At 63.5% G+C, this 25,026-nt stretch carries 25 protein-coding genes and 1 pseudogene; 9 read left to right on the forward strand and 17 right to left on the reverse strand.

Features of this window, described 5'->3' with window-relative positions; translation table 11 throughout:
* Positions 1-5 precede the first annotated feature (5 nt).
* Together PTE31013_RS01595 and PTE31013_RS01600 are read left to right on the forward strand one after the other, a co-directional pair.
* A complete protein-coding gene (locus PTE31013_RS01595) occupies positions 6-416 on the forward strand; it encodes a hypothetical protein (RefSeq protein ID WP_150611079.1) in 411 nt (136 codons plus the stop codon).
* On the forward strand, positions 413-715 hold the full coding sequence (locus PTE31013_RS01600) for a type II toxin-antitoxin system RelE/ParE family toxin (RefSeq protein ID WP_150611080.1): 303 nt from the start codon (positions 413-415) through the stop codon (positions 713-715). The genes PTE31013_RS01595 and PTE31013_RS01600 overlap by 4 nt, the downstream gene beginning before the upstream one ends.
* A gap of 32 nt (positions 716-747) precedes the next feature.
* Here the strand turns inward: PTE31013_RS01600 and ureG are convergent, their stop codons facing one another.
* From ureG to urtA, 17 genes and pseudogenes are all read right to left on the reverse strand, one after another.
* On the reverse strand, positions 748-1,386 hold the full coding sequence (gene ureG / locus PTE31013_RS01605; protein ID WP_150611081.1) for an urease accessory protein UreG: 639 nt from the start codon (positions 1,384-1,386) through the stop codon (positions 748-750).
* Between the two features lie 83 nt (positions 1,387-1,469).
* Positions 1,470-2,195 carry an urease accessory protein UreF gene (locus tag PTE31013_RS01610; RefSeq protein WP_150611082.1) on the reverse strand — a complete coding sequence of 242 codons (726 nt, stop codon included), beginning with the start codon at positions 2,193-2,195 and terminating at the stop codon, positions 1,470-1,472.
* A gap of 73 nt (positions 2,196-2,268) precedes the next feature.
* A pseudogene (gene ureE, locus PTE31013_RS01615) lies at positions 2,269-2,922 on the reverse strand (urease accessory protein UreE); the annotation flags it as partial.
* Positions 2,923-2,982: 60 nt separating this feature from the next.
* On the reverse strand, positions 2,983-4,683 hold the full coding sequence (gene ureC / locus PTE31013_RS01620; protein ID WP_150611084.1) for an urease subunit alpha: 1,701 nt from the start codon (positions 4,681-4,683) through the stop codon (positions 2,983-2,985).
* Positions 4,680-4,985, reverse strand: a complete 306-nt coding sequence (locus tag PTE31013_RS01625) for an urease subunit beta (protein WP_150611085.1) — start codon at positions 4,983-4,985, stop codon at positions 4,680-4,682. Before PTE31013_RS01625 ends, ureC begins: the two co-directional genes overlap by 4 nt.
* Positions 4,986-5,032: 47 nt before the next feature.
* Complete coding sequence (locus PTE31013_RS01630) at positions 5,033-5,608, reverse strand: HupE/UreJ family protein (protein WP_150611559.1); 576 nt, start codon at positions 5,606-5,608, stop codon at positions 5,033-5,035.
* Positions 5,609-5,850: 242 nt separating this feature from the next.
* Positions 5,851-6,153, reverse strand: coding sequence for an urease subunit gamma (locus tag PTE31013_RS01635; RefSeq protein ID WP_150611086.1), 303 nt, complete (start codon positions 6,151-6,153; stop codon positions 5,851-5,853).
* 162 nt (positions 6,154-6,315) lie between these two features.
* Positions 6,316-7,038 carry an amino acid ABC transporter ATP-binding protein gene (locus tag PTE31013_RS01640; RefSeq protein WP_150611087.1) on the reverse strand — a complete coding sequence of 241 codons (723 nt, stop codon included), beginning with the start codon at positions 7,036-7,038 and terminating at the stop codon, positions 6,316-6,318.
* Positions 7,025-7,675 carry an amino acid ABC transporter permease gene (locus PTE31013_RS01645; RefSeq protein ID WP_150611088.1) on the reverse strand — a complete coding sequence of 217 codons (651 nt, stop codon included), beginning with the start codon at positions 7,673-7,675 and terminating at the stop codon, positions 7,025-7,027. Before PTE31013_RS01645 ends, PTE31013_RS01640 begins: the two co-directional genes overlap by 14 nt.
* Positions 7,672-8,352 (reverse strand): amino acid ABC transporter permease, encoded by a 681-nt coding sequence (locus PTE31013_RS01650; protein ID WP_150611089.1) that lies wholly within the window; start codon positions 8,350-8,352, stop codon positions 7,672-7,674. The genes PTE31013_RS01645 and PTE31013_RS01650 overlap by 4 nt, the downstream gene beginning before the upstream one ends.
* Before the next feature lie 40 nt (positions 8,353-8,392).
* The gene (locus PTE31013_RS01655) at positions 8,393-9,163 is read right to left on the reverse strand and encodes a transporter substrate-binding domain-containing protein (RefSeq protein ID WP_150611560.1); all 771 of its coding nucleotides are present in this window, start codon (positions 9,161-9,163) and stop codon (positions 8,393-8,395) included.
* A gap of 392 nt (positions 9,164-9,555) precedes the next feature.
* Entirely contained in the window at positions 9,556-10,407 is an 852-nt protein-coding gene (locus PTE31013_RS01660) for an urease accessory protein UreD (RefSeq protein WP_150611090.1), read from the reverse strand.
* 77 nt (positions 10,408-10,484) lie between these two features.
* Entirely contained in the window at positions 10,485-11,186 is a 702-nt protein-coding gene (urtE, locus tag PTE31013_RS01665; protein WP_150611091.1) for an urea ABC transporter ATP-binding subunit UrtE, read from the reverse strand.
* Between the two features lie 2 nt (positions 11,187-11,188).
* Entirely contained in the window at positions 11,189-12,055 is an 867-nt protein-coding gene (gene urtD / locus PTE31013_RS01670) for an urea ABC transporter ATP-binding protein UrtD (protein WP_150611092.1), read from the reverse strand.
* Positions 12,052-13,254 (reverse strand): urea ABC transporter permease subunit UrtC, encoded by a 1,203-nt coding sequence (gene urtC, locus PTE31013_RS01675; RefSeq protein ID WP_150611093.1) that lies wholly within the window; start codon positions 13,252-13,254, stop codon positions 12,052-12,054. The genes urtD and urtC overlap by 4 nt, the downstream gene beginning before the upstream one ends.
* The gene (urtB, locus tag PTE31013_RS01680) at positions 13,255-14,877 is read right to left on the reverse strand and encodes an urea ABC transporter permease subunit UrtB (RefSeq protein WP_150611094.1); all 1,623 of its coding nucleotides are present in this window, start codon (positions 14,875-14,877) and stop codon (positions 13,255-13,257) included.
* A gap of 62 nt (positions 14,878-14,939) precedes the next feature.
* Complete coding sequence (urtA, locus tag PTE31013_RS01685; RefSeq protein WP_150611095.1) at positions 14,940-16,196, reverse strand: urea ABC transporter substrate-binding protein; 1,257 nt, start codon at positions 16,194-16,196, stop codon at positions 14,940-14,942.
* Positions 16,197-16,669: 473 nt separating this feature from the next.
* On the opposite strand from urtA, the gene PTE31013_RS01690 reads away from it, so the two are divergent.
* From PTE31013_RS01690 to PTE31013_RS01715, 7 genes are all read left to right on the forward strand, one after another.
* Entirely contained in the window at positions 16,670-17,965 is a 1,296-nt protein-coding gene (locus PTE31013_RS01690; protein ID WP_425495521.1) for an MFS transporter, read from the forward strand.
* A gap of 21 nt (positions 17,966-17,986) precedes the next feature.
* On the forward strand, positions 17,987-18,967 hold the full coding sequence (locus tag PTE31013_RS01695; RefSeq protein WP_150611097.1) for a GlxA family transcriptional regulator: 981 nt from the start codon (positions 17,987-17,989) through the stop codon (positions 18,965-18,967).
* Positions 18,968-19,191: 224 nt separating this feature from the next.
* The gene (locus PTE31013_RS24705) at positions 19,192-19,350 is read left to right on the forward strand and encodes a hypothetical protein (protein ID WP_174978392.1); all 159 of its coding nucleotides are present in this window, start codon (positions 19,192-19,194) and stop codon (positions 19,348-19,350) included.
* A 73-nt stretch (positions 19,351-19,423) separates the two neighbouring features.
* Complete coding sequence (locus PTE31013_RS01700) at positions 19,424-20,596, forward strand: radical SAM protein (RefSeq protein WP_150611098.1); 1,173 nt, start codon at positions 19,424-19,426, stop codon at positions 20,594-20,596.
* A complete protein-coding gene (locus tag PTE31013_RS01705) occupies positions 20,597-21,559 on the forward strand; it encodes a hypothetical protein (RefSeq protein ID WP_150611099.1) in 963 nt (320 codons plus the stop codon). It begins immediately after the preceding gene.
* Between the two features lie 42 nt (positions 21,560-21,601).
* Entirely contained in the window at positions 21,602-22,852 is a 1,251-nt protein-coding gene (locus PTE31013_RS01710; protein WP_150611100.1) for an HlyD family secretion protein, read from the forward strand.
* Positions 22,853-22,867: 15 nt separating this feature from the next.
* Complete coding sequence (locus tag PTE31013_RS01715; protein WP_174978393.1) at positions 22,868-25,021, forward strand: peptidase domain-containing ABC transporter; 2,154 nt, start codon at positions 22,868-22,870, stop codon at positions 25,019-25,021.
* Positions 25,022-25,026: the final 5 nt, after the last annotated feature.

Here is a 25,026-nt window from a genome sequence, read left to right on the forward strand (position 1 = left end):
TCACGATGCCCATTGTCGATCAAGGCACCGATCGCTTCGCGCGCCAAGCGCCGACGCATGCCATTCCCGCCACGTCCTTCACGTCCTTCACGTCCTCTAAGTCCTCCACGTCCTCTGAGCATTACGCGCTCGGCGTCGAAGAAGAAGCGCAGATCCTCTACGACGCGACGATCCGCGGACTTGCCGACGTGGCCGCCGGCCGCAAGCTGCCCGGCGAAGTCGTCAAAACAGGCTGCTCAATCGACCTTAACCCAGCGTATTTCGAGTCCCCGCATGATCCCGGCGAGATCCATGTCGACGAGTTTGTGGGCATCCTCATGGGGCTTCGGGATGCCGATGCGGGGCGCACAGTCCCTGACGAGGTGGTCAGTGCCCAGTTCGCCGAATATAGTCGGAGGCTGTTGGATACGCGGTGAGTGTGACGATTCGACGGTCGGACTATGCCCTGCGCGAACGTGTCATCCTCTGGAACCAATTGTCGAATGCCAGTCCCGGCGCCGCGTTGAACCTGAATGTGTCCGTGGAGCGCGCGCTTAGGAATCTGCGGCGTTTCCCGGCGATGGGACGTCCGCACAATGCAGGGAACGCCCGGGTGTTAGTGCCCCATAAACACTACAAACTGATCTACCGATTGAAGGAGAACGCAGTCACCATCCTGTCATTGCACAACGTCAGTCGTCCCTGGCCTCCTAAGGACTCCCCATTCCACGACTGACGTATTCCCGGCCGGCGGCTTCGTGCGTTACCTCAAGCCAGCATCCCCCGCGCCTCGATAAAACTGATGATCTCCTGAAGGCCTTTGCCTTCCCTCATGTTCCCCATGACGAACGGACGCATGCCGCGCATCTTCTGCGTGTCCGAACGCATGACGTCGAGCGAGGCCCCGACGTAGGGGGCGAGATCGGTCTTGTTGATGACGAGGAGATCGGATTTGGTGATGCCGGGGCCGCCCTTGCGCGGGATCTTCTCGCCACCGGCCACATCGATCACGTAGATCGTGAGGTCCGAGAGTTCGGGGCTGAACGTGGCCGCGAGGTTGTCACCGCCCGATTCGATGAAGACCACATCGGCGTCGGGGAAGCGTTCGAGCATGCGCTCGACGGCTTCGAGGTTGATCGACGCATCTTCGCGGATGGCCGTGTGCGGGCAACCGCCCGTCTCGACGCCAAGGATGCGCTCGGGCGCCAGCGCGCCGGCCACCGTGAGCAGACGCTGGTCTTCCTTCGTATAGATGTCGTTGGTGATGACGACGAGATCGTAGCGCTCGCGCATGGCTTTGCAGAGCATCTCGGTCAAGGTGGTCTTGCCGGAGCCGACCGGGCCTCCGATGCCGACACGCAGCGGTGGATTCTTCTTGGTACGACGGGCGTTGGCAGAAGTCGTCATGGCGAATGTCGTGGGTGGCGGAGAAAAGGGGGAGATGACGAAGTCGTGAAATGGAGAAAATCGAGGATGCGACGAATCGCGTCTCACGAACGGAACAAGCGTGAATACTGTGTCTCGTGCCGCGACGCGAGAATGGCGAGCGCCGGGGAGAACGTATTGATCTGGTCGTCAGGCAACGATGCCGCTCGATGGGCCGCGGCCACTACGCGAGGACGCAATGCCACGATCACACGTTGCGCGGCCAATTGTCCGAGCGGCACGGCCTTGAGCGCGCCGGCCACCTGGTTCTCGAGCCAACTGAACGCGTAAGCGACGAGCGTGTCCGCCAGCGGGGCGCCGTGCGTCAACGCCGCAAAGGCGAAGGCCGTCGGCAGCGCAATCGGACGTAGCGAGGACAGGTGCTCCCGCTGTCCCGGATCCCCCCATTCGAGAGAGAGCGCCAGTTGCGTGAGCGACCAGCCCATCTGCTCGGTTTCCGCACGCAGCTCGGCCGCCTCGCGAGTCGCGAGTAGCCAATCGTTCACACGGGTGAGCGATGCGATGTCCCCCGCTCGCCAGTGGCGCCACTGCCGAGCGAGCAGCGCCATCTCGCCCGTCGTGAAAACACCGTCGAGCTGGCTGGCAATCCAACGCTCGGCGCTTGGGGCATCGTGAATGATGCCGTGCTCAACCGCGGCCTCGAGGCCTTGCGAATAGCTGAACGCCCCGATGGGCAGTGCCGGGGAGGCGAGATGCAGCAGTGCAGCGAGCGACTGCAACGGCGCCGCGGCAACCGGTTCAGTGAGAGGGCTGGCCAGACTTGCCGTCATCGGTCGGACTCACAGGGAAAGGCGAATTGCCGTCGGTGGCGCCGTCGGACGTACGGGAAGGGGCATGACCGTGATGATCGTCGTGGGCGTGCGTGTGAGCGCAATCGGGGCCATGCACGTGACCCGTCGAGGGATCGTGATGGCACCCCGGGCCGTGAACGTGACCGTGATCATGATCGTGCCCGTGATCATGGTCATGGTCGTGCGCATGTCCATGATGCTCGTGGAACACGCGTTGGGCGAGCGCCATGTCCTCGGCGAAGGTTGCATCGTGACCGTGCTTGTGTCCGCCGCCATAAGCGCCCGCTTCGGGTTCGAACGGCATCAGCGCTTCGGCAACGTCGACGTCGAGTCGCAGCAACATGTCGCGCAGCACCGGATCGTATTCGAGCTTGAGATAGCCATCGCCCACTTCGACCGGGGTATGCCGGTTGCCGAGGTGGTACGCCGCGCGCGTCAGCGCGAGCGGCGTGGCGGCTGTCACGAGCAGCACCGTCTCCGGGGCGGCTTCCACGCGAATGAGGCCGCCGTCATCCGCCACGAGCCCATCGCCGCCGCGCAGAACGGTGCCGCGCGGCAGGAACAGGGCGACGTCTTCGCCGGTGTCCAGCGTGGCGCGCAGGCGGCTCTTGCTGCGCGCATCGAACGGCAGCACGAGCGCCGGGGCACGCCGCATCAGCGGCGCGGCAAGGCGTCCGGCCTCGAGGCGTTTCTCGACGCGGCGCAGCGCCGTCGAAGGGACGGCGTTATCCGCCGGGCGGGCCGATTCAGGGGCTTGCGACATAAGTCAGAAAAGGAAGTAACGTTGCGCCATTGGCAGCACGGTCGCAGGCTCGCACGTCAGCAGTTGGCCGTCGGCGATGACCTGATAGGTCTCGGGGTCGACGCTGATCTGCGGCAGCCAGTCGTTATGGATCATGTTGGCCTTGGTCACCTGCCGGATATTACGCACCGGCACGATGCGCTTGGCCAGTCCATAGCGGCCGGCCACGTCACCATCGTACGCCGCCTGCGACACAAACGTGAGCGACGTGCGCGCCAGCGCCCCGGCGCGCGCGCCGAACATTTCGCGATAGTGCACCGGCTGCGGCGTCGGGATGGACGCGTTCGGGTCACCCATGAGCGCCGTCGTAATCATGCCGCCCTTGAGGATCAGCGACGGCTTCACGCCGAAGAACGCCGGTTCCCACAGGACCAGGTCGGCCCATTTGCCGACTTCCACCGAGCCGATCTCATGGGCCATGCCATGTGTGATCGCCGGGTTGATGGTGTACTTCGCCACGTACCGCTTGACGCGGAAGTTGTCGGCTTGTGCCGGGTCGCCACCGAGCGCGCCGCGCTGCACCTTCATCTTGTGCGCCGTCTGCCACGTGCGCATGACGACTTCGCCCACGCGCCCCATGGCTTGTGAGTCCGACGAGATCATCGACAGGGCGCCGAGGTCATGCAGGATGTCTTCGGCGGCGATCGTCTCGCGCCGGATACGCGATTCGGCGAACGCGATGTCTTCCGCAATGGCCGGGTCGAGGTGATGGCAGACCATCAACATGTCGAGATGCTCGTCGAGCGTGTTGATGGTGTACGGCCGTGTCGGATTGGTGGACGACGGCAGCACGTTCGGCTCGCCGCACACTTTCAGGATGTCCGGCGCGTGACCGCCCCCGGCGCCCTCGGTGTGGTAGGTATGGATCGTGCGCCCCTTGATGGCCGCGACGGTCGCTTCGACGAAGCCGCCCTCGTTGAGCGTGTCGGTGTGGATGGCGACTTGCGTATCGGTGGCATCGGCCACCGACAGGCAGGCGTCGATGGCGGCCGGCGTGGAACCCCAGTCCTCGTGCAGCTTCAATCCGATCGCGCCGGCCTCGATCTGCTCGAGCAGCGGGGCGGGCTGGCTGACGTTGCCCTTGCCGAGAAAGCCGAGATTGATCGGCCAGCCGTCGGCGGCTTGCAGCATGCGCTCCAGATGCCACGGCCCAGGCGTGCAGGTGGTGGCGTTCGTGCCGGTCGCCGGCCCGGTGCCGCCGCCGAGCAGCGTGGTCACGCCGGACGATAGCGCCTCGTCGATCTGTTGCGGACAAATGAAGTGGATGTGTGAGTCGATGCCGCCTGCGGTGACGATCATGCCTTCGCCGGCGATCACTTCCGTTGCGCCGCCCAGCGGAATGGTCACGCCGGGCTGGATGTCCGGATTGCCCGCCTTGCCGATGCCCCAGATCCGGCCGTCCTTGAGCCCGATGTCGGCTTTGACAATGCCCCAGTGATCGATGATGACGGCGTTGGTGATGACGGTATCCACGACATCGGCGCGGGTGCGCTGCGATTGGCCCATGCCGTCGCGAATCACCTTGCCGCCCCCGAACTTCACCTCTTCGCCGTAGATCGTGTAGTCGCGCTCGATCTCGACAATGAGTTCCGTGTCGGCCAGTCGCAGCCGGTCGCCCGTCGTGGGGCCGAACATTTCCGCATAGGCGCGCCGTGAAATTTTCATAGTGCCCCCATCACGCGACCGGCGAAGCCAAACACGCGGCGCTCGCCCGCCAACGCCACCAGCTCGACCGTGCGTTGCTGTCCGGGCTCGAAGCGCACCGCGGTGCCGGACGCAATGTTCAGACGGAAGCCCCGCGTTGCTTCGCGGTCGAATTGCAGCGCGTCGTTGACTTCATAGAAATGAAAGTGCGAGCCGATCTGGATCGGGCGATCGCCGGTGTTGGCAACACGCACGCTGAGCGTCGGGCGACCCTCGTTCAGCGTGACTTCGCCTGCGGCGGGCAACAGTTCTCCGGGAATCATGAGCGTCTCTTGGAGGAATTGAGGAATGCGCGCGACCTTGGCCGGTCTCAGGTTGCCGCAGCGAGCAGCGATGCGCCGTAGACCAGCACGCCCGCGCCCAGCGCGCGCGGCAACCAGGCCGTGCGGTGACGCAGCGCAACACCGGCGACGATGCCCACGCTGTGCAGCACGGCGGTCGCGAGCAGGAAGCCCGCCACGTAATGCATGGCGCTCGCCTCGGCCGGCAATTCCGCGCCGTGCGCGACGCCGTGGAAGATCGCGAAGGCACCGACGACGGCGGCACCTGCCCCGGCCGGCAGTTTCGCGCGCGTGGCAAGCATCAAGCCGAGCACGAGCAGCGACACGGCAATCATCGGCTCCACGCCCGGCAGTCCAGCGCCGTACGACATGCCGAGCAGGCCGCCCGCGGCAAGCATGGCGACGAACGTCAACGGGGCGAGCCAGACGCGTTTCGAGGTGAGCGCGCTCCACAGGCCAACGACGATCATGGCGCAAAGGTGATCGGCGCCCGTGAGCGGATGGACGAAGCCCGCGACGAAGCTGCTGGCCGCGTCATGGCCCGGATGACCGGGGTGCGCGAGCGCCACGCCCGAGGCGGCGAGCAGCGCGAGGCCGGTTGCCACACGCGCGGCGCGATGGCGCGTGCGACGGGGGGCGGGGGAGAAAGCCGCGGCGGACGCCGCGCTCACTTTGTCGGCGTCATGGGCGTCATGGGCATCATGCGTTTCGCAAGCATTCTGGAGACGGGGCACTGACATAAGATGTCCTTAATGTGAGGTTGTCGACGACAGAGACGGAGAGGCGCAGACAAATCGGCACGCGACGGCAAACAGCGCGAACGGCGGCGATGTCCCGCGCGTGTCTGTCACGGAATCGGGTGGTGCACGGTGACGAGCTTGGTGCCGTCCGGAAACGTGGCTTCGACCTGAATGTCCGGGATCATTTCGGGTACGCCATCCATCACGTCGTCACGCGAGAGCAGCGTGGTGCCGTAATGCATCAGGTCGGCCACCGTGCGTCCATCGCGCGCGGCTTCCATGAGGGCGGCGCTGATGAGCGCTACGGCTTCCGGATAGTTCAGTTTCAGGCCGCGGGCGCGCCGGCGTTCGGCGAGCAGGGCGGCGGTGAAGATGAGCAATTTGTCTTTTTCGCGCGGAGTGAGCTTCATCGTGAACGGGGGGACGTCAATGCGAAAGGGGCGTGCGGCGCTTGCCGCTGCCGCACATCATAGGCCCACGCTCCTGCGCGCGCCACTGCGTTTTGCAGCTCGCGCGGGGCGCACCAAAGCTGTGCGAAACGATGGGGCGGCCGATGTCGGCCAGCGGCATGGTCATTGGCAGAGGAAGCGCTGCAACTCCGGCGTCGCCGGTTGCGTGAACAGGGTTTCCGGCGCGCCGGACTCCCAGATCTTGCCTTGATGCATGAACACCACGCGATCCGACACGTGACGGGCGAAGCGCATCTCGTGCGTGACAAGAATCAGCGTCATGCCTTCGGCGGCGAGGGCTTCGAGCACCCCCAGCACTTCGGCGACCAGTTCGGGATCGAGCGCCGAGGTGATCTCGTCGCACAGCATCACCGCCGGATGCATGGCGAGCGAGCGGGCGATCGCCACGCGCTGCTGCTGGCCGCCCGAGAGCTGCGATGGATAGCTGTCGAACTTGTCGGCGAGTCCCACCTTGGCGAGCATGGTGCGGGCCACGTCGCGGGCGTCGGCGCTCGGGGTCTTCTTCACCACCTTTTGCGCGAGCATCACGTTTTCGCCGGCCGACAGATGCGGAAACAGGTTGTACTGCTGGAACACCATGCCGACTTTCAGACGCAGGGCGCGCAGATCGGTGTCGCGCGCGCCGACGTGCACCCCCTCGACGGCAACGCTGCCCGCGTCGAACCGCTCCAGGCCGTTGAGCGTGCGCAGCAATGTGCTCTTGCCTGACCCGCTCTTGCCGATGATCGACACGACCTGGCCACGCTCGACGTCCAGGTCGATGCCCTTGAGCACCGGGGTGTCGCCAAAGCGCTTTTGCATACCCCTGACTTCAATGAGCGACATGGAGTTTCCTTTCGAGATGACGCGCCCACAGCGATAGCGGATAGCAGGCAGCAAAGTAGAGCAGTGCGACGAGGCCGTACACGGTGAACGGCTGGAACGTCGCGTTGGTGAGCATGGTGCCGGTCTTGGTGAGTTCGTCGAAGCCGATGATCGACGCGAGTGCCGTGCTCTTGACGACCTGCACCGAGAAGCCGACCGTCGGGGCGATCGCGATGCGCAGCGCTTGCGGCAGGATCACGTGACGCAGTTGCTCGCCGTAACGCATGGCGAGACTCGACGAGGCTTCCCATTGGCCGTGCGGAATCGCCTCGACGCAGCCGCGCCAGATTTCCGTCAGATAGGCACTCGTATAGAGCGTGAGGCACACGGAGGCCGCGAGCCACGGCGAGACTTCCAGGCCGAGCAGCGGTAAGCCGAAAAACACCAGGAACAACTGCATGAGCAGCGGCGTGCCCTGAAACACTTCGATATACAGCGCCACGGCGCGTGCCGCCCAAGGCACGCGTCCAACGCGCACGACCAGCAACGCCAGCGCGACGACCCCGCCGCAGGCGAAGGCGATGGCCGAGAGTGCGAGCGTCCAGCGTGCGGCGAGCATCAGGCCGCGCAGCATGTCCCACGTAGAGAACTCGATCATCGGGCACCTGCCTTGACGGTGCCGCGAAAGAGGCGGCGTGCGCAGCGCATGAGCACACGACGCAGTGCAATCGCGAGCACGAGGTACAGCGCGGTGACGATCAGATAGCTCTCGAACGCCCGGAACGTGCGCGACTGCACGAAGTTGGCGGCGTACGACAGATCAGGCACGGAGATCTGCGAGACGACGGCGGACCCCAGCATCACGATCACGATCTGGCTGGCGAGTGCCGGAAACACTTTGGCAAAGGCCTGCGGCAAGATCACATGACGCAGGATCTGACCCCGCGTCATGGCGAGCGACATCCCGGCCTCGGCCAGTCCGCGCGGCACGGCACGCATGCCCGCGCGAATGATCTCGGTGGCGTACGCACCGAGGTTCAGGCTCATGGCGAGGATGGCGGCGGTCGTCTCGTCGATATGCAGGCCAAGACTCGGCAGTCCGAAGAAGATGAAGAAGAGCTGCACGATGAACGGCGTGTTGCGGATCAGTTCGACGTACAGGCCGGCGATGGCTTTGAGCCACGCCGCGCCTTCCTCGCGGGCGACGGCGCACAGCGCACCGACGATGACGCCCGCGACCGTTGACACGGCCGTGAGCACCACCGTCAGCGCGGCGCCGCGCACGAAGAGCATCAGGTATTGCCGCAGATCGGCAAAATCGAGAACGTAATGCATGTGAAGCCGGTGAAGAGTACGAGGGGGGCGGGCGTCGAGATCAGAGATTTGTCGGCAGCGGCATGCCGAGCCACTTCTGCGAGACTTTGCTCAGCGCGCCGTCCTTCTTCGCCGCGGCGAGAATGTCGTTGACCTTGGCGAGCAACCGCGGCTCGTTCTTGTTCAGGCCGACGAAGCACGGCGAGTTCTTGATCAGGAACTTCGGTTCCGGGAGCTTGGGCGGATGCTTGGCAAGAATGGCTGCCGCTACGACGTTGCCCGTGGCCACCAGTTGCACTTGTCCGGAGAGGAACGCCGAGATCGTGCCGTTGTTGTCTTCGAAGCGCTTGATCGTGACGTCGGCCGGGGCGATCTTCGAGAGTTCGAGGTCTTCGACGGCGCCGCGCGTCACACCGACGGTTTTGCCCGACAGGTCGGCGGGCTTGGACACCGCGAGGTCCTTGGGTCCGAACACCCCGTTGTAGAAAGGCGCATACGCCTGCGAGAAGTCGATGACCTTCTCGCGCTCGGCGTTCTTGCCGAGGCTGGAGATCACCAGGTCGGCCTTGTTCGTCGTGAGATAGGGGATGCGGTTGGCGCTCGTCACCGGCACCAGTTCGAGCTTCACGCCCATGCCCTTGGCAAGCAAGGCAGCGGCGTCGATGTCGTAGCCGACCGGCTTCATGTCGGCGCCGATGGAGCCGAACGGCGGGAAGTCCTGCGGCACAGCCACGCGCAGGGTGCCGCGCTTGACGATGTCGTCGAGCCCGTCGGCATGCGCGGCGCGCGGCATTGCCACGGCGAAGGCCGAGATGGCGCTGACGGCGAGCATCACCGTGGTGAAGGCGCGACGCGCCCGTGCGCGCGCCCCGAGCGTGGCGGCAACAGTGTCATGTGAGAAGGCACTACGAATGAACGGCAGCATGGCGGTAACCTCGGGTATCGGGGGCGAAGCATTCCGGCAACGGGAGTGTTCCGGCGGCCGGCTCATCTGGTCTGACCGGTCGATACAGTGACGTAGCAGGAATCGTGCCCGGCAGTGCAGCGGGCCGCGAAGCATGGCGATATCCGGCGCGCGCAAGGGAAATACGCCTCCGCCATGGCGAGGGAGAAAGGCGTACCGGCGCGAGATTGGCCCAATTTTGGTGCGAAATCGCGCCGGACGGGATGACGCAGCGTCGTGCGTGTCACCGTTATGGTGCGTGCGATGGGCGGGACGTCAGATCACGTCGCCCAAAGTCGCAGCGGTTCGGCGGGCACGCCATGGACGAGCGGACGCAGCGTCAGCCAATGCGAGACCAGCAACTGCCGTACCGCTTCCATGTCATGACCGAGCACGCGCAGCACGAGCACGTTGCCCGGCAGGCAAGTGATGCCGGCGCGCAGGGTGTCGTTGAACGGCAGGCTTTCCGCGAGCGATTCGGCCAACTCGCGCGTGCACGCGGCACCCACGGCCCAGAGTGCGGCGAAGACGGGGAAACCGGCGAGCGCGGCGGTGCCGGTGCGTTGCGCATCGTCGGCGCCGAGCACGGCCTGTTCCGCCCACAGCAGACGGTCCGTCGCGTCGCGCAGTTCGAATGTCGAGCGCCATTGGCCGTGCGCCCATTGTTCACCGGCGGCCTGACGGCCGAGCAGGGTGGCGTCCCAGCCGATGACGGACGCGTTTTCACCAAGCCGCACGGTGATGCGCTGGCGAGCGTCGGCATGGTCGAACACGATGTTCTCGAGCGGCAGCCAGTCGAGCTTCGCGCCGTCGCGCACGGTGAGCGTGATGTCCTGCGTCCCGAACCGGCCTTGCGACTTGTACCACTTGGTCGCCCCGGGCGTGGTCAGGACCGCGTGCGCGTGCTCGCCGACATCGATATCGATGGACAGCGCGTCGCCGCCCGCAATCCCGCCGGGCGGATGCACGACCACGGCGTGGCAAATGCCGGGGCCTTCCGGATGAAGCGACTTCTGGACGACGAGCGGGCCATGATGGCGTCGCGTGGCGAGGACGGTGCGCGCATCCTGGCGCGCGAAGCCCAGCGTCAGTGCGGCGTGCCAGCCGACGCAGGGAGTGTGCAGGGAATTCATGAAAGTCGTTCGGCAAGGGATGGCGCAAATCTAGCACGCGCCGCCCGGGCGCGACATCGAAACCCGCCGCAAGCGTCTCACACGGCCACCTGATGCCGCACGCCGTCGGCCTCCATGTCCTTGCCGAGACCGCTCGCCACGATGGCGCCGCGACTCATCACGCGATAGTGATCCGCGAGCTGGAGCGCGAAATCGTAATACTGCTCGACCAGCAACACCGTCATGCCGCGCTCGTCGACGAGGCGCCGCAGCGTCGCCCCGATGTCCTTGATGATCGACGGCTGGATGCCTTCGGTCGGTTCGTCGAGAATCAGCAGTTGCGGGTCGCTCATGAGGGCGCGTCCGATCGCGAGTTGCTGCTGTTGTCCGCCGGACAGGTCGCCGCCGCGCCGCTGCTTCATGTCGCGCAGCACGGGGAACAGCTCGTAGATGTGATCCGGAACGCCGCGCTTGGCCTCGCGCGCGGGACGGCTCGCCGCACCGATCAACAGATTCTCCTCGACGCTCAGACGCGGGAAGATCTCGCGTCCCTGCGGCACGTACGCCAGGCCGTGCGCCACGCGCGCATACGGGGGCGCGGACGTGAGCGTCGCGCCGCGCCACGCGATGCTGCCCGATTTCACGGGCACTACGCCCATGAGGCACTTGAGCAGTGTGGTCTTGCCCACCCCGTTACGCCCGAGCAGAACGGTGAGTTGGCCGTCGGGCACGGTGAATTCGACGTTGCGCAGGATGTGACTGCCGCTGTAGTACTGATTGAGTGCGTGAATTTCCAGCATGGTCAGCGTCCCAGGTACGATTCGATCACGCGCTCGTCGCGCTGCACGACGTCGAGCGTGCCTTCCGCCAGCACGCGTCCTTCGGCCATCACGGTCACGAGTCCCGTCTCGCCAGCGAGTGCGGCGACGAACGCCATGTCGTGCTCGACCACCATCATCGAACAATGCCCGCGCAGACGGTTGAGCAATTCGGCGAGCTGCGCGGTCTCTTCGTCGGTCATGCCGGCGGCCGGTTCGTCGAGCAGCAGGAGTTGCGGTTGCTGCATGAGCAGCATGCCGATCTCGAGTCGCTGCTTCTGGCCGTGCGACAACTGTCCCGCCCGCGCATGCGCCTGATGCTCCAGGTGCGTGAGCGTAAGCACTTCCTCGATGCGGCGGCGCATGGTCGGCGTGAGCACGTCCCACAGCGCGCGGAACCAGCGCTTGTCGCCCGCGCATGCGAGTTCGAGGTTCTCCCACACGCTGTGATGTTCGAACACCGTCGGCTTCTGGAACTTGCGGCCGACGCCCGCCTGCGCGATGGCAGGTTCGTCGAGCCGGGTGAGGTCGAGTGTCTGGCCGAGGAAGGCGCGTCCGGCGTCGGGACGGGTCTTGCCCGTGATGACATCCATCATCGTCGTCTTGCCCGCGCCGTTCGGGCCGATGATGCAGCGCAGCTCATCGGTCTTGATCGCCAGCGACAGGTCGTTGAGGGCGCGAAAGCCGTCGAACGAAACGGAGATGTTCTCAAGGTAGAGGATGAGGCCGTGCGACGTGTCGATCTCGCCCGGCACCACGAGGTGCGACATCCCCGTGGCGTCGCCGCTCACTGTGACGGACGCGTCGGGCGCGTCGGCAATCTGCCAACTGATGTCGGTGTCGGGTCTCATGCGCGGTCTCCGGTGACGGGGTGGGGCGCATCGCCTTCGGCGGCGGCCGGCGCGTGTCGCGCGCGCTTGCGCGAGCGTTGCGTGACGAGTCCGATCACGCCCTGCGGCAGCAGCAACGGCACGAGCACGAACATCGCGCCGAGGAAGAACAGCCAGTATTCGGCGAAGTACGCGGTGAAGAAGCTCTTCGCGCCGTTGACGAGGAACGCGCCGGCAATGGCGCCGACGAGCGAACCGCGCCCGCCGATCGCGACCCAGATCGCCATCTCGATGGAGTTGACGGGGGCCATCTCGCTCGGGTTGATGATGCCGACCTGTGGCACGTAGAGCGCGCCTGCAATGCCGCACAGCATCGCGGACAAGGTCCACACGAACAGCTTGTAGCTCAGCGGTCGGTAGCCGAGGAACATGGCGCGCGACTCGCCGTCGCGAATGGCGGTGACCACGCGGCCGAACTTCGAGACGACCAGCGCGCGGCACAGCAGGAACGCACCGACCAGCACCACGAACGTCACGAGGAACAGTACCGTGCGCGTGTTGGCCGACGTGATCGAGTAGCCGAGAATGCGCTTGAAGTCGGTGAAGCCGTTGTTGCCCCCGAAGCCGGTCTCGTTGCGATAGAAGAGCAGCATGGCGGCGAACGTGAGCGCCTGCGTGATGATCGACAGGTACACGCCCTTCACGCGCGAGCGGAAGGCCAGGTAGCCGAAGAGCCACGCGACCACGCCGGGCAACGCCACGACGAGAAACATCGCCCAGGCGAAGTGCTCGGTGCCGGTCCAGTACCAGGGCAGCGACTTCCAGTCGAGGAACACCATGAAGTCGGGCAAGTTGCTGTGATACACACCGTCGCGCCCGATGCCGCGCATCAGGTACATGCCCATGGCATATCCGCCGAGCGCGAAGAACAGGCCGTGGCCCAGGCTCAGGATGCCGCAATAGCCCCACACCAGGTCGAGCGCGAGCGCCGCAATCGCGTAGCACATGATCTTGCCGACGAGCGTCATCGCGTAGGCCGACAGATGCAGCGGATGCGTGTCCGGCAGCACCAGTGCACACACCGGCACGAGTATCGTCACCGCCAGCACGAACGCGAACAGCAACGGCGCGACGTGTTTCGGCAGCAGCCGGGCGCGCGGTGGCACGTCCAGCGAGATCGAAGGGGTGATCCCTTCGGGCAGGAAGTTCGACGTCTGCATTCAGGCCTCCGCGCTGCGCCCTTTGAGCGCGAACATGCCCTGCGGGCGTTTCTGGATGAACAGCACGATCAGGATCAGCACGGCGATCTTGGCGAGCACGGCGCCCCACACCGGTTCGAGCAGCTTGTTGGCGATGCCCAGGCCGAATGCCCCGACGATGGTCCCGGCGAGCTGTCCCACGCCGCCCAGCACCACGGCCATGAACGAGTCGATGATGTAGCTCTGGCCGAGGTCCGGGCCGACGTTGCCGATCTGCGATAGCGCGCATCCGCCCAGCCCGGCAATGCCCGCACCGAACGCGAAGGCGTAGCTGTCGACGCGTCCCGTCTTTACGCCGACGCAGGCGGCCATCGACCGGTTCTGGGTGACGGCGCGAATGAACAGACCCAGGCGCGTGAGGTTGAGCACCGACCACGTGAGCGCCACGACCACCAGTGCGAATACCAGGATCGCGATGCGGTTGTACGGCAGCATCAGGTTGGGCAAGACGGCGAAGCCGCCACTCATCCAGGAGGGATTGATCACTTCGACGTTTTGCGCGCCGAACAGCGTACGCACGCCCTGGATCATGAGCAGGCTGATACCGAACGTCGTGAGTAGCGTTTCGAGCGGCCGGCCGTATAGATGCTTGATGACGGTGCGCTCCAGTACGAAGCCGAGGGCCGCGGCCACGAGAAAGGCGGCGGGCACCGCAGCCACGAGATAGGCGTCGAACCCCCCCGGCAGGAAGCGTTGAAAGAGCGTTTGCACCACATAAGTGGTATACGCGCCGACCATCAGGAATTCGCCGTGCGCCATGTTGATGACGCCGATCAGGCCATAAGTGATGGCCAGGCCGAGCGCGGCGAGCAGCAGCACGCTGCCGAGCGACAGGCCGGCGAATACCGTGCCGAAGAATTCGCTGCGGCGCTGCGCCGCGGCCAGTTGCGTGAGCGCGATGTCGGCGGCGCTACGCACGGCAGGGTCGGGCTCGGCATAGGTGCCGTCCGCCTGCTTCGCGACGATGGGCAGCAGCAGATCGCGCATCTGCGGGTCGCCCGCGGCGGCAATCAGGTCGATGGCTTCGCGACGTTTCTTCGCGTCGGCATCATGCAATGCGGTTTGCGCCCAGAGCTGGTCGAGCCGTTTGCGCAGCGCCGGATCGGTTTCCTTCTGGCGCGCCTGTTCGATGAGGGTCTTGAACGCGGGCGACGGGTTTTGCAACATCGTTTCGATGGCTTGCGCCCGGGCGTCATGATCGGGCGAGCGCAACGCGCCGGCGGCAGCGGCCGTGGCGACCTTGGCGCGCAGTACGTTGTTGAGCGTGATCGATCCGGCGTTGTCGCCCTTGAGGGGGGTGCCCGTGATCGGATCGACGGTCGTCTCGCCGTTCTGGATGGCGAGGCGATCGCCTACGGTCACGACCGTGTCGTCGGCCAGCGCCTTGAGAAGCGTCGAGGCCTGTGGCGAGCCGTCGGCCGCGAGGTGATCGATGGCTTGCGACTTGGCGTCGAAGTCGTCGCCTGCGAGTGCCGTGAGGTCGGCGTTCGTGACGGCGGCGTGAGCCGGCGAGGGAGTGCTCAGCGCAGCGCCCAGCGAAAGCAGGACAAGGGCGGCAGCGGTCCAGCGTCTTATCGTTATCATCAAAACCTCTGCGCGCGCCGGCGGCCGTCCATGCGGCGCCGGCGCAGGGGATGAAAGGAGGCTCAGACCTTGTCGGGCTTGCCTTCGTTACCCGCGATGTACGGGCTCCACGGCTGCGCACGTACCGTCGACTTGGTCTTCCACACGACATTGAACTGACCATCCGAGCGGATCTCGCCGATCATCACCGGTTTGTGCAGGTGGTGATTGCCGTCCATGACCATGTCGAAGCCGTCCGGCGACTTGAAGGACTGGCCGATCATGGCGGTGCGCACCTTGTCGACGTCGACGCTGCGTGCCTTCTCGACGGCCTGCTTCCACATATGCATGCCGACGAAGGTGGCTTCCATCGGGTCGTTGGTGACGCGCTTGTCGCCGCCGGGCAGGCCCTTGGCCTTGACGTAGGCGAACCATTCCTTCTTGAACGCATCGTTGGTCGGGTTCTTCACCGACATGAAGTAGTTCCATGCCGCGAGGTGTCCCACGAGCGGCTTCGTGTCGATGCCGCGCAGTTCTTCTTCGCCGACGGAAAAGGCCACGACCGGCACGTCGGTGGCCTTCAGGCCCTGGTTGCCGAGTTCCTTGTAGAACGGCACGTTCGAATCGCCGTTGATGGTCGAGATGACCGTGGTCTTGCCGCCCTGGGCGAACTGCTTGATGTTGGCGACGATCGTCTGGTAATCGCTGTGACCGAACGGCGTGTAGACCTCCTGAATGTCCTTGTCGGCCACGCCCTTCGAGTGCAGGAAGGCGCGCAGGATCTTGTTGGTCGTGCGCGGATACACGTAGTCGGTGCCGAGCAGGAAGAAGCGCTTGGCGCCGCCGCCTTCCTTGCTCATCACGTATTCCACGGCAGGGATCGCCTGCTGGTTCGGTGCCGCGCCCGTGTAGAAGACATTCTTCGACATCTCCTCGCCTTCGTACTGCACGGGGTAATAGAGCAGGCCGTTCAGTTCCTCGAAGACAGGCAGCACCGACTTGCGCGACACCGACGTCCAGCAGCCGAACACGGCGGCGACCTTGTCCTTGGTGAGCAACTGACGCGCCTTTTCCGCGAAGAGCGGCCAGTTCGACGCCGGGTCGACCACCACGGCTTCGAGCGGGCGGCCCATCACGCCCCCCTTGGCGTTGATGTCGGCAATCGTCATGAGCGCGACATCCTTGAGCGACGTCTCCGAGATGGCCATCGTGCCCGAGAGTGAGTGCAGGATGCCGACCTTGATGGGCGACTTGCCCTGCGCGAACAAGTTGGGCGCCATGCCGGTGAGCGATGCGGCGCCCGAGAGGGCCGCCATCTGGAGTAGCGTGCGTCGTTTCATGGTACGTCTTCCCCTTTCCTGGTTAGACCGGTCGATCCGGTACCTGATAACTAACGCAAAGGGCGTGCCAGCGATGGGAGCGCGTGGGCATGCGAGGTGACGGCGCACGTACGCGCCAGGGGACGTGCCGGACCTGCCTTGACATGCGCAGGCCCGTGCGGAGTGCGCTGGCGAGCCGAACCAATGGCGTCGCGCGCGCCGGAACGGTGCGTGCTTGTTGACGTCGTTCGTCAGCGTGTCGTCATCCGAACGAAGCACGATGGTGCGCCCGCGCGCTGAATTGGTGCGCACCGAATTGGCGCGCGTCGGTGGCATGGTCGCCCGCCAGACCGCTGGCCGCAGTGGCCCGGTGACGACGGACGGCCTTGGCGGCGCGTTGGCATTTTTTGATGCATGATTGGCATTCGTGCCAAACCGGCCAACGGCAAGATGAGGGCTCCCGACGACTCCCCGACTTGTTCGACACGACACTCATGACCGATGCCATTGCCGGGCGCGCCGTGCGCCCCACCGATTTCGACCGCGACGAGCGCCAGAAGCGTCCCGATCATCCCGATCGCTCGATGGGCCGGCGCTATGCGGCGGTGCTGGCCGTGTGCCAGGCGCTTTTTGCCGCGGCGTTGTCCGTCGACCTGACGTTGACGGGGCTCGTCGGCTACATGCTGGCGTCGGACAAAGGCTATGCGACGCTGCCGTTCTCGCTGATTACCGTCGCGTCCGCCATCACAACGATCTTTGCGTCGATCTTGATCCAGCGCGTCGGTCAACGGCTTGGCTTCGCGTTGGGTGCCCTGTTCGGCACGGTGGGCGGGCTGGTGTCGGTGATGGCGATCTACGAGCGCCACTTCGCGATGTTCTGCGCAGGTACGGCGTGTGTGGGGGTGTTTCAGGCGTTCGCGCGTTACTACCGTCTGGCAGCGGCGGACGTTGTGCCGCTCGAAGACAAGCCGCGCGCGATCTCCATCGTGCTGACCGGCGGCGTGCTGGCGGCGGTGATCGGACCGGCACTCGCGGCGGGCAGCAAGAACTGGCTCGCGCCGGTGACGTTCGCGGGATCGTACCTCGTCGTGATGATCCTCTCGGCGATGTCGCTGGTCTTGCTCGTCGGCTTCCTGCGCAATTTGCCGGTGCATGCCGCCAGCAGTGCGACAGGCGACGCTGGCGCGCTACCGGCCAGACCGCTCGGCGAGATCATGCGTCAGCCGATTTACATGGCGGCGCTGGCGAACAACCTGATCGGTTTCATGGTGATGATGTTCGTCATGACGGCGACGCCTATCGCGGCGGTGGCGTGCGGGCACAGCATCGACGACGGCGCGCACATCATCGAGTGGCACCTGGTGGGGATGTACGCGCCGTCGTTCTTCTCGGGGCATCTCGTCAAGCGCTGGGGCGTGGTGCCGGTGTTGCTCGCGGGCATCGCGATGAGCGCCTTGTGCAGTGTGCTGGCGCTCGCGTCGACGAGCCTGCCGTACTTCTATGCGGCGCTGGCGTTGCTCGGCGTGGGCTGGAACTTCATGTTCGTGGGCGGCACGACCTTGCTCACGATGTCGTATCGTCCGGTGGAGCGCGCGCGTGCGCAGGCCGCCAACGAATTCATCACCTTTGCCGGAACGGCGCTCGCCAGTCTGTTCGCGGGGCAACTGCTCGCGCGTTTCGGTTGGGCCACCATCAACCAGGCGACCTTCCCGTTGCTGGCGCTCGCTGCGCTGGTGACCGTGTGGTACGCCGTCGACGCGAAGCGCCGTGCGGTGCCAGCGACGGCCTGACGTTCGAACGTTCTCATGACCATGAGCCAACCTCGTCTCGTTGCATTTCTCATCGTGCCGCCGTTCGTGTTGCTGGATCTGGCCGGACCGCTCGATGCGTTTCACGCCGTCATCCGCAACTTCACGGCGCTTGAACAGGCGGCGCCGTATCGCACCGTGGTGGTGTCCGAGCATGGTGGTCCGGTGGAGACGGGGTCGGGCATCACGTTGCACACCGAACCGATGCGCGCGCTCGAAGCGATGCCCGTCGACACGTTGATCGCTGTGGGCGGCGCGGTGGCGCATCGTCCGGCGGTGCCGGGCGAAGTGGGCGAGTGGTTGCGCGACTATGCCCCGCGCGTGCGGCGCGTGTGTTCGGTATGCGTGGGGGCATTCATTCTGGGGACGGCGGGGTTGTTGAATGGGCGTCGCGCAACGACGCACTGGCTCGATACGGCCATGTTGCAGGCGTGTTTTCCGCAGGCGCGGGTCGAGTCGGATCCGATTTATGTGCGTGAGGATCCGGTGTGGACGTCGGCGGGGATTACGGCGGGGATCGATCTCGGGTTGGCGTTGGTCGAGGACGATTGCGGCGTGGACGTGGCGTTGCAGGCGGCGCGTCGACTGGTGGTATTTCTCAAGCGCGCGGGCGGGCAATCGCAGTTCAGTCCGCCGTTGCAGGCGCAGGTCGCGGCGGGGGCACCGTTCGGGGACTTGCATGCGTGGATGTCCGAACGGCTCGATGGCGATCTGTCGGTGGTGCGGCTGGCCGAGCAGGCGAACATGAGTCCGCGCACGTTTGCCCGGAGTTATCTCGCGCGGACTGGATCGACGCCGGCCAAGGCGGTCGAGCGCATGCGCCTGGAGGCGGCGCGGTTTTCATTGCTCGACTCGGATGCACCGCTCAAACGCATCGCCGCACGCGTCGGCTTCGGCGACGAACAAAACCTGCGGCGCGCGTTTCAACGCCAGTACGGTGTGACGCCGGTGGCGTATCGGGAGCGGTTTGGGTTCGGCGTGTGAGGGCGCTAGCTTAATCCGTGACGTCGGCGACGCACCGCAAATTGCGTTGCAATCCTCCAGTTTTTTTCGGAATTTCCCGATTCCAAGTCAGACCTTCCGCGGTCAATACTCTCCTCTCCCGCGCTTCATTGTCTTCATCGTCACATGGTATGGCGTAGCGCGTCTTGTTGACGCCCCGCAATCAACGAGGCGAATCCTTTCGCGGGCTCTCAGGAGATTGATCTATGACTACTCAGACGTTCATTGCGCATCTGACAGAGAAGCAGAAAGCCGCACGGGAAAGCAGCTCGATAAAGGAGATTCCGATTTGCGAACTTGAGCGGATATCCGGGGCCAGAAGCGGCAACGTATTTGTCAATGCGACATGGAGCCGTGCCATCTGAAGTCACGAATCTATCCGCTTTCAGCGGTGCACGCGCCATTCGGTGCGTGCCCGTTTATTAATAGGAGGGTGTCGTGAAACGGTACGTCGAAGTCATTCTCAAGCTCTCTGAGCGTTGCAATATCGATTGCAAGTACTGCTACTTCTTCAATAAGGAAAACAAGGACTACGCGACGAATCCGCCTTTCATGTCGAGTCGGACGGCCCGCGCGTTTGTCGATTTCCTCCGATCATCGGCGCCTGACTTCAAGGCAACGACCTTCCAGATCGATCTTCACGGCGGAGAGCCTTTGATGATGAAGCGCGAGCGGTTCGAGGAGGTTGTCACGATACTGCAAGACGGCCTTCGCGAGGCGGCAGCCGTGCAATTCACGGTGCAAACCAATGCGCTACTTGTCGACGAAGCATGGATCGCCCTCCTGTCGCGCTTGAACATCTACGTCGGTGTCAGTATTGATGGCCCGAAGGTCTATCACGACGAGAATCGCGTGGACAAGAACGGTGCCGGCACCTACGACCGCACAGTGGAGAAGATTGCGTTGATAAGGGCGGCAGCCGAGGCAGGGCGAATTCCGGGGTTTGGTGCGATCTGCGTAATGAATCCGAAGTTCGACGCACGATTGGTGTACGACACGCTGACGCGCTCACTCGGCATCGAAAATCTCCAGTTCTTGCTGCCTGACGAGTCGCATGACTCGGCCAAGGTGGCGGATGTGGTGGCGCTGAAGCGGTTTTGCGAAACTCTCTTTCAGTGCTGGACCGAGGATGAGCGGGGGAACGTCCGTGTTCGTTCAATTGATCGAGTGCTCGACGCCATCATGGCTGGCGAGAAGCGCAAGTCGGAGATCTGGCGTGAAGTGAATGAAAGTGTCGTCTTCACATTGTCGAGCGGTGGTGATATCGGCCACGACGATACCTTGCGAAACGTGATTCCCGACATTTTTTACGCGCGCATGAATGTTGCGGATGTCACGTTTTCCGAGTTTCTTGCGTGGCACGCGACCGTCAGCGCACTGCTGGCACGTCGCTCGTCAGCCGCCCCATGTCGCTCGTGTTTGTGGCAAGAGGTCTGCGAAATTGCAACAAGAGCGGACACGCCGCTACACCGGTGCAAAGACGGTGTAGCCGACCAGCACACCGTCTACTGCGAATGCCTCAAAGCGACCTATATCAAGGGTGCTGAATATCTGGCGTTGAGAGGCGTCCCCGTCAACGAAATTTCCCGGAATTTTGTGGAGATTCATTGAATGTCGGTCATGTGTTTCGTCGCTTCAGTTCGCCGCACGGCGCTTGTTGTGTTGGTGGCGTTTACCTCGTGGTTGGGTGCGTCGGCCTACGCCCAAAGTTGCAGCGCGCCTTGGCCCGCGATACGGCCGGTCTTCATTTCGCGCATTGACTACGGGGATCCCGAAAAAAAGTCGGATCCCTACATCGCCGTGACGGTCAACGGCAAGCCGGCCAACTTGCTTTTGGATACCGGATCGAATGTGCATGTGCTTTGGGATGCCCGGTTGATCGGAGAAGCCGGACATCAAATGGCAGGTGACGAAGAGGAAACGCTCGACGCGATTGCCTCATCCACAAAGGCGAAAATCACTTCAATGCCATTAGAAGACGCGACGGGTAACAGCAGTGTCCAACGGTTCTATCTGATTGGGGAGACGCCGTTGATGGCGGATGGATTTTCCGGCATCGTCAGCCCGCAGTTTCTCGCGAATGACAACGTGTCGGTGCTCAACTTTAAAGACGACTGCTTTTTCGTGAGTGAGCGGTTTTCTCCTGAAGCCGGTGGGCTGTACGAGACACGGTCGGTGGGTACGATTCCGAATCCTCATCACGTCATGGCGATTCCACTTGATGTGCCGGACGGTCGCGTCCCCGTCGTTGTGGACTCGGGCGCGTATGGCACGACATTGTTGGGCAGCTTGATGCGTCGTGCCGCGCTTGGGCGGCAGCGGATCACCAATGTGGATTTGCTCGGTAATGTCGTTGGCAGCCAGCGGCAAACCCGATTGGTGGACATCACGGTCAACGGAAAATATGTCAGGCGACATCCCGTCATTCCCGTACCGACGATATCAGAGAAGGGCGTCGTGAGTTTTGGGGCGATAGGGATGGACCTGCTCGCCGGACGTGTCATTTTCCATGACGGGCGGCGAAATCGGTTTGTCTTTATCGAGGCCGATGCGTACCTCGATCAGGCCAGATGATGTCGGCGCCAAATTCCGCGTCTCAGAGTGACGAACAACCATATGTTTCGAAATGAGGCATTAGCGGCGGGAAGCCCGAGATGGCTTGGGGATGTGCTTCTGACCCAATCGCTGCCGGTCAAGGTTGCTATAGGGGGTTCGATTGTATTGGCGAGCGCTGTGGTGGCGCTCCTCGCGTTTGGCACCTATTCCCACAGGGTGACGGTCGTGGGGCGCCTTGTCCCGGCTTCCGGAATCGTGAAGGTCTATCCCGTGGAAAGCGGAACCGTTGTCTCGCGAATCGTTTCGGAGGGGCAGCGAGTCAGTCGTGACGACGTGTTGTACATCATATCGGCAGAGCGCAGACAGCGAACTGGGGCCGGGCTTCACGCGTCTGTTGCGGCGCAGATCACCGCCCGTCTGGCCTCGATAAAGGTGGATATCGACGAGATGAAGCGACTTCATCTACTGGCGCAGGACGAGCAGCGCTCAGCGATCGCGGCGCGTGCCGACGAGGTTGTCAAACTGGATGCGTTGATGCAGAACCAACGCGAGCGGGTTGCGCTTGCGAAGGTGAGCAAGGAGAGATACGAGCGCCTGCTTGCGCAGTCTTACGTTTCGGGCGAGCGGGCACAAGAGAAGCATGCGGAGTATCTGGAACATCGCGCGCGCCTCGGCACGTTGCAGCGGGAACGTGTGACGGCGGCGAGGGCGTTGACTGCCGACAGACAGAAGCTTGAGGCGATGCCGCTGGCGCAGAAAAGGGAGTTGACGAGAGGGCTTCGTGATCTTGCCACCGTCGAGCAGGAGCTCGCAGAGAGTGAAGGCAAGCGCGAGTTTGCGATCGTCTCTCCGGTGAGCGGCATTGCAACGGCTGTCGTTGCCGATGCGGGACAGAACGTCGGTGCGTCGGCGCCAGTCGTGTCGATCGTGCCCGTGGATGTGCCGCTCGAGGCGCATCTGTATGTGCGCAGCAACGCCGTGGGTTTCATTAGCGCCGGAGATCGCGTGCGTTTGCGTTACCGCGCGTTTGCTCATCAGAAGTTCGGCCACTTCCGGGGGACAGTTATCTCCGTGTCCGGCACCGCATTACCCCACACCGATATTGTTGATGTCGATCTTTACGAAGGACGGTTCGGGACGCGCGTACCGGTCTACCTCGTGAAGGTGAGTATTGCCGATTCGCAAACCGAGCAAGGGGAGGCACTGCCGCTTCGTGCCGGAATGGTCCTGGATGCGGACATCATGCGCGAGACCCGGAGGCTCTACGAGTGGGCAATTCATCCACTAAAGAGCATGGGTAGAAGCATTTGAGCCTGGGAGATGCGTATGGCGAAGTGGCGTGACTTTGATCTCTTTTCTCGCGAGCCGGTACCCACGATCCTTCAGGCCGAAGCCGCAGAGTGCGGTTTAGCGCGCCTGGCAATGATCGCAGGGCGGTACGGCCGATGTGTAGACCTGCAGTCGCTTCGCTCGCGATTCCCGGTTTCTCAGCGGGGCGCCACGCTCGCGAGCGTGGTCAGTATTGCGCGTTGTCTGCAGCTTGCGAGTCGCGCAGTGAGTCTGGAGCTTGATGCCCTGGGGAAGTTGAAGCTGCCCTGCATTTTGCACTGGAATTTCGATCACTTTGTCGTGCTGGTTCGTGCCAACGCACGAGAGGCGGTCATTCACGATCCGGCCCAGGGGCGCAGGACCGTTGCGCTTTCCGAGGTCTCGAAATGTTTTACTGGCGTCGCGCTCGAACTGTGGCCAGGCATCGATTTCGTGGCGTGCGATGAAAGAAAAAGGATACGCATCGGACAATTGCTCGGCAACGTCACCGGTCTCACCACTTCAATGACGCAGCTTGTCTTGCTCGCCATGTCGCTGGAAGTCTTCGTTCTGGTATCGCCCTTCTACCTTCAGTGGGTGGTTGACCATGCGCTGCTCAATGCGGACCGGGATCTCCTGATGACGCTCGCGATCGGGTTCTCATTAATGCTTGTTTGCCAGCATGCGACTGGGGCACTGCGCTCCTGGTCGCTAATGCGGCTCGGTGTCACGTGGAACCTGCAATGGCGATCCAATCTGTTCGCGCATATGGTACGACTGCCGGTGAGCTACTTTGTCAAGAGACACCTGGGAGATGTGCTGTCTCGCTTCGGTGCCATTGACGAGATCCAGAGAACACTGACGACGTCCTTTGTCGAGGCCGGGCTCGATGGGGTGATGGCTGGCCTGACGCTCATCCTGATATTTGTCTATAGCCCGGTGCTCGGCGTTGTCGTGCTGGCGTTCGTCGCGGCTTACGCGTTACTGCGACTGGTGCTACATCGCCCGATCTTTCGGGCAACCGAGGCGCATCTGGTTCAGGCCTCACGCCAGCAAAGTCATTTTTTGGAGACACTTCGAGGTATCAGGACCATCAAGCTTTTTTCGCGGGAAGATGAAAGGCAATTGCACTGGCTGACGCTTCTTGTGCAACAAGTCAATGCAGATATTCGCATTCAGAAGATGACACTCCTGAATCGCCATGCCAATGGCTTTCTCAGTGGCGTCGAGAACATCGTGGTGATCTGGATGGCGGCAGCGCTGGTTATTGGTGGCGAACTGACGGTCGGCGCGCTAATTGCCTTGCTTGCGTACAAAACGCAGTTTCAGACTAAGGTGACCTCTCTCATAGACAAGTTCGCCGAGTTCAAGATGTTGGGGGTGCAGGCTGCCCGCCTTGCCGATATCGCGTTGCATGCGCCTGAAACCTCGGGAGACGCCGTTACGAGCGATGCGCCGCTTGCCGATGCAAGTATCGACGTTGCGACGCTGAGCTTTCGCCACAGCGAGCACGAACCGTTCATTCTGGAAAACATTTCCTTCTCGGTAGCGGCAGGGGAGTCGGTGGCCATTGTTGGCGCATCGGGAAGCGGTAAGTCGACGTTGATGTATTTGATGCTCGGCATTCTCGTACCGTGCGCCGGCACGATTTCGTTGGGAGGGATGGCGCTGCATACGATGGGCGTGCACAGGCTTCGTCAGGCAGTGGGTGCCGTCATGCAGGAAGACACCCTATTCGCGGGCTCGCTGGTAGACAACATTTGCCTGTTCGACACCAAGGCCGACGCCGGATGGGTTCGCGAATGTGCTCGCGTGGCGTGTGTCGCCGACGATATCGAAGCAATGCCCATGGGATACAACACACTGGTCGGCGATATGGGAGGTGTGCTCTCCGGTGGGCAGAAGCAACGTATTCTGCTTGCGCGCGCACTATATAAACGCCCGTCTATTCTTTTGTTGGACGAGGCGACAAGCCACCTGGACGTGGAGAACGAACGACGCGTGAATACGGCGATCGGGTCGCTTCGCATGACGCGTGTGGTCATTGCCCATCGGCCTCAAACCATTGCCAGCGTGGACAGGGTCATCGAGATTCGTGGAGGGACCATCGCATCTGACCGCCGTCAATCGCTTGGCCCGTCGTGTGTAGCTGGCGTGCGGATCGATTCATGATTTTC

Origin of the sequence: Pandoraea terrigena (genome assembly GCF_902459705.1) — a bacterium.
GTDB classification, from domain to species: domain Bacteria; phylum Pseudomonadota; class Gammaproteobacteria; order Burkholderiales; family Burkholderiaceae; genus Pandoraea; species Pandoraea terrigena.